The organism is Helicobacter sp. MIT 14-3879 (genome assembly GCF_003364125.1).
Window position 1 is genome coordinate 1 of the sequence record NZ_NXLP01000072.1, and the last position, 5,387, is coordinate 5,387.

1 protein-coding gene and 1 rRNA gene are annotated in these 5,387 nt (G+C 33.5%); one reads left to right on the forward strand and one right to left on the reverse strand.

Features of this window, described 5'->3' with window-relative positions:
• Positions 1-193: 193 nt before the first annotated feature.
• A complete protein-coding gene (metE, locus tag CQA44_RS10975) occupies positions 194-2,434 on the forward strand; it encodes a 5-methyltetrahydropteroyltriglutamate--homocysteine S-methyltransferase (protein WP_115547275.1) in 2,241 nt (746 codons plus the stop codon).
• Between the two features lie 2,848 nt (positions 2,435-5,282).
• Here the strand turns inward: metE and CQA44_RS10990 are convergent.
• Positions 5,283-5,387, reverse strand: a 23S ribosomal RNA gene (locus CQA44_RS10990); the annotation flags it as partial.

Below are 5,387 nucleotides of genomic sequence, written 5' to 3' on the forward strand. Positions count from 1 at the left end.
CTCTAAAACTTAAATGATGTATTTGCAAGGTGCTTTTAAAGTGATTAAATCATGGCTTTGTAGTAATGAAAACTTTACAATAAATGCTTATTACATTTATTGTAACTCAAATGGCTTAAAATTTAAAGCTTTATATTTGACAAACACAATATGTAAATGTTAAAATATGCAAATTTTACTAAAAAGGCAACACATGAATATATTAGGGTTTCCACGAATTGGTGAAAAGCGAGAATTGAAAAAAGCTTTAGAATCCTTTTGGTCAAAGAAAACCAGCGAAGAAGAGTTGCTCAAAGTAGCAAAAAGTCTGCGCACATTGCATTGGAGTTATCAGAAGAACTTTCCCTTTGTCGTGGTAAATGACTTTAGCCTCTATGATAACATGCTTGATTTAAGCTATATGCTTGGTGCTATTCCTAAAAGATTTGCCAATCTTAATGGATTAGAACTATATTTCGCAATGGCGCGGGGAAATGGTAGTAATGTAGCTTGCGAAATGACAAAATGGTTTAATACAAATTATCATTTTGTTGTTCCAGAACTAAGTAAAAACGATATATATCAAGTCAATGCAGAAAAAATTGCCAATGAATACAATGAAGCCAAGTCGCTAGGTTATAACCCAAAAATAAGCCTCATAGGACTTTTCACATATTTAGGATTAGCAAAAACAAATGATGATTCAGATAAGGAATACATTTTTCCCAAACTGAAGGCAGCATACTTAGAATTAATCAAAAAATTAACAACATTAGGAGAAGAAATTACTATTGAATTTCATGAACCAATTTTTGTCAAAGGACAGAATCCATTTTTCTCTAAAATTAAAGAGGTTTATAATGCTATTGCTGAACTAGGCATAAGAGTTATTGTTAGTACCTATTTTGAAGCAAGCAATGAGGCTACAAAAATATTAGTAGAAACAGATATTGAGGGTTTAGGACTTGATTTTATCTATGGTGAAAATAATCTCACAAGTCTTAAACTCATTGCTGATGCAGGAAAAAAACTGTATGCGGGACTAATTGATGGACGTAATATCTGGGTAGCGAATCTTGATTCAAAACTCAATATCCTTGATAGAATAAGTATTATCGTACCAAAGGATTTAATTCATATTAGCACCTCTTGTTCTCTTTTGCATGTGCCATTTAGCAAAGATTCTGAAACAAAACTAGATTCTGAAATTCTAAGCTGGTTAAGCTTTGCGAAAGAAAAAATAGGGGAATTAGAGCTTCTAGAATCACTTTTTAGACACGGTATTACAGAATCTAACAAAGATCTTTACAAACAAAATCAAGAGGTTAATGCCACACGTAAAAATTCTAATAAAATCCACGATATAAAGGTACAGCAAAGAACACAAAGCCTACAGGTTACTACACGTACAAAGTCTTTTAAAGAAAGAATTAAGATTCAAAGGCAAGAGTTAGGATATCCAAATCTTGCGACTACTACTATTGGTAGCTTCCCGCAGACTGTAGAATTACGTACCTTACGTCAAAAATATAAAAAAGGTGAAATTGACACAAATACCTATGAGAATGGAATCAAGGATTATATTAAAGATTGCATTGCTTTTCAAGAAGAAGTTGGCTTAGATGTGCTTGTGCATGGTGAGCCAGAACGAAATGATATGGTGGAATATTTTGGTGAACAAATGAAAGGATTTGTATTTAGTCAAAATGGCTGGGTACAAAGTTATGGCAGTCGCTGTGTTAAGCCTCCTATTATTTATGGAGATACAAGTCGCCCTAATGCGATGACTGTTCGTTGGTCAAGCTTTGCACAATCTCTAAGTAAAAAGATTGTAAAAGGAATGCTAACTGGTCCTGTAACCATTTTAAATTGGTCTTTTGTGCGCGATGATTTACCTCGCCACGAGGTATGCAAACAACTTTCTTTGTGTATTGCAGATGAAATTTCTGACTTACAAAATGCGGGTATAAAAATTATTCAGGTTGATGAAGCAGCATTTAAAGAAGGGTATCCCTTAAGAAAAGAGAATATTAAAGAATATGAAACTTGGGCATTAGAATGCTTTAAAATCTCTAGCTCTGTGGCAAAACCCAGTACGCAGATTCATACACATATGTGTTACAGTGAATTTAATGATATTATGAAAACCATTGAAGCAATGGACGCTGATGTTATCAGTATCGAAACTGCTAGAAGTGGCAACGAATTACTCAAAATATTTAAGCAAGTAGGCTATGCCAATGAAGTAGGACCGGGAGTGTATGATATTCACAGTCCTAGAATTCCAAGTGCTGATGAAATGTATAAGCAAATTAAACTACTGTTAGAAGTCTTGCCAAAAGAACAATTGTGGATAAATCCTGATTGTGGATTAAAGACTCGTAAATGGGAAGAAGTAAAACCTAGTCTCAATAATATGATTAATGCAGTAAAAAAAGTGCGAAGTGAAATATGACACTTAGACATTTCATTATCAATAACAAGTGGCATTAGTCTGTGTTTGAGTATTCCCAATAAGATTCAATCAAGATGTGGCATTTATAGATGAAATTTAGGCTTTATGGCAATCATTGCATAAGAGGTTATTGTATAAACCTGTCAATCATGTCAATCAAGTCTTTGATTTAAGAGGTTATTGTAAAAAACACTAACCCTAAACTACCTGCAAGACTATGAAATCTCATATAATAACAATACTCTATCGAAATATCTTGTTGTAACTGCCTGATACTTCCTTTTATGAAACTTGTAGATACATGCCATAAGTATTGCAAGTGAAACAGAGGTCATAACAGGCTAATTCAAAGACTATTTATTTAACAAACTTTTACCTATTCACAAAATAACAACCTGCTCTAAGCAAATCATTACTTCATGTATCCTTTAGCTCTCTCTTTATCTGAAAACCTTGTCAATATTGATACTTCCTGCTTATCTTAGGGATACCAATTCATGATTAAGGTGATGAATAAGAATCTAAATCTGATTAATTATTCTTTAGAGTGATTTCTCTTAGAATAGTTTTTGTCTCTCATCTGTTTTCAGTGATTGCTTTGCCCAATTACATTAATACATTAATAGAGTAATACATTAATAGAGTAATAGAGCATGCCCTAACACATAGATGTCTATCCTTACAGAATCCTATCTCCTATCAAATAGGACATAGCTTTAATCTGGATTGATTGTTTTGAAGTCTGATGATAGCAGCTTGTTAGAATCTTTTGCTTTGTCCTTCTCATTAAGAGTAAGTAACTCCATATTTTCATCATTTTTTGCATTTTCTACTTTTGCTTTGTCCTTACGATACTCTCTTGGGTAAGAGGATACAGCTTGTCAGAGTCAGTGCATTGCAATAAGAAAGTTTAGAGACATTCACTTATAAATCCTTAAGTGTAAAAGATTCATTGTTTAATTCTCTTTTAATAAGAGCTTACACAAACTTTGATGAATTTTGGTTTGTGCATATTTGCATGACACTCTTAACAATCTCTTTGCTTTCTACTTGTTTGCTGATTATTGATGAGTCTTTACCCTATCATATTAATCTTAGTGTGAATCATTTTAAGATAAAGTATCAACAAATAAGTTTCTTGCTCATGACACAAAGCATGTTTGCCTATTAAATAAACTTATACCAACTAATCCATATTATAAGAATAACGAGATGAGAATATGCAGTATCTCTCTTTAACACACCCTCTACAAGAAATACGACAGGACTATCCTCAAGTCTAACTAACACTTACTTGCAGGATTATCTCTTTGTTGATACACATTGCAAAGCAGAGAGAAATCTCTCTTAGAGATTCAATGCCACTCATCAAGGTTTCTCTCTAGTATGCTTGCAATAAGAAAGAGAAAAGAGGATTCATCACAAATAAAGAGAAAAACAAGAATCTTGTTGATACAAGACATCATTCCAAGACATCACTCATTGTTTTCTAAAGTGCTTTGGTTACTACACATTCTTAATAAATTGCTTGTTAGCAATCAAATGTTACTGCTTAATCCCAACGCCCTCTCTGCATAACTTCAAGTATTCATCGCAAGCATTCTAGGCATTGCCCTATACTTTGCCTCTCTTTTGAGCTTAAGCAAAAAGCAAGAAAAAAGAGTTCTTTTCGACACAGGGAGTGATTGACTTTTTCTTGAGTAAAGGCAATCGCTTCATTCTCTCTTTTATCTTTTAAAACAGAGAATAGCAAAGAAGCTTGATCTTTATCTTTAAGCTTTTTTGAATCTTACCCTATCTCTTCCCTATTTCTAAGAGAAGATTCGGTAAAGAGACGTTGCAGCTATATGCGCTAAGATGCTTTCAGACTTGCCTCTTAAGTTTCTTTAATCTCTACTCTTGGTAAGAGTTCTTGAATGAGGCTTTTTTATTCTCATTTCTTAGCTTGCCATTCTTAACTTTCATGCTTGGCTTATGCTTTCATATTTATACTTCCATACTTGCATTTCTATGTTTGTATTTGGGCTTACATTGAGCTTTTACTCTTGTGATAGCCTATAATGCGCCTAAAAGATAAGCAGAGCAAAGAATCACATTGTCCTTATTTCCATTTTCTTTGTGAGATGGAACTTGTTATAGCCTATTCTTAGTGTGCCTTATGAATTTTAAGCAATCACACCAAGAACCTAGTTATTTAGCTGTGCTATCCTCTAAAAGTAGCACAACATGCTTTAAGTGGGGAGAAATCTTTAAAGAATCTTTTTTAAGAGTATTCTTGTATCAGCCTTGCAAATCTTTATGCACAATCTTTGAGCAATCTCTAATGCCTGCTTGGAATGTTCACAGGCTTTTAGATTCTCTTTGCAGTGATTTCTCAAGCACTCCTGATACACACTAGAGAAGATTCTCTATTCCTGTGCAATCCTTATCAAAAGAAGAGTCTTAAAAAGCACAAAGACGATAGAGCATAAAGGCAGACGTGATAAAATGAGAGATTCTCATCAAGAAGCATATCCCTAACGTATCTCACTTGATTTTACGAGATATGAGGATATTTGACTTATCTTATCTCACTTTATCTTACTACATTCTCATCTCTGTATGACTTTTTTCAAAATTCTTTACAGATAGCCTTGGATTAAAGATTCTATTATTAAAAAATCATAATATTCTTGGCTATTTATTTCTACCCTACTAGTTCTACAATCACTGACATACTTTATCCTCATAATGTTTGTGCTTAACCCTTTAGACTTTTTAAGGCAAAGATAAAGTCTCTAAGACAGAGACTTACCAAACATCAAAAATCTAAAGAGTAGCCCTACACTCAATAAGGCAGTAATCCCTAAAGATAAAGCCAAACGGTCTATTAGTAGTAGTCAGCTAAACACATTACTGTGCTTACACCTCTACCCTATCAAGCAGCTAGTCTTGCTGCGACCTTCAGGGAAAG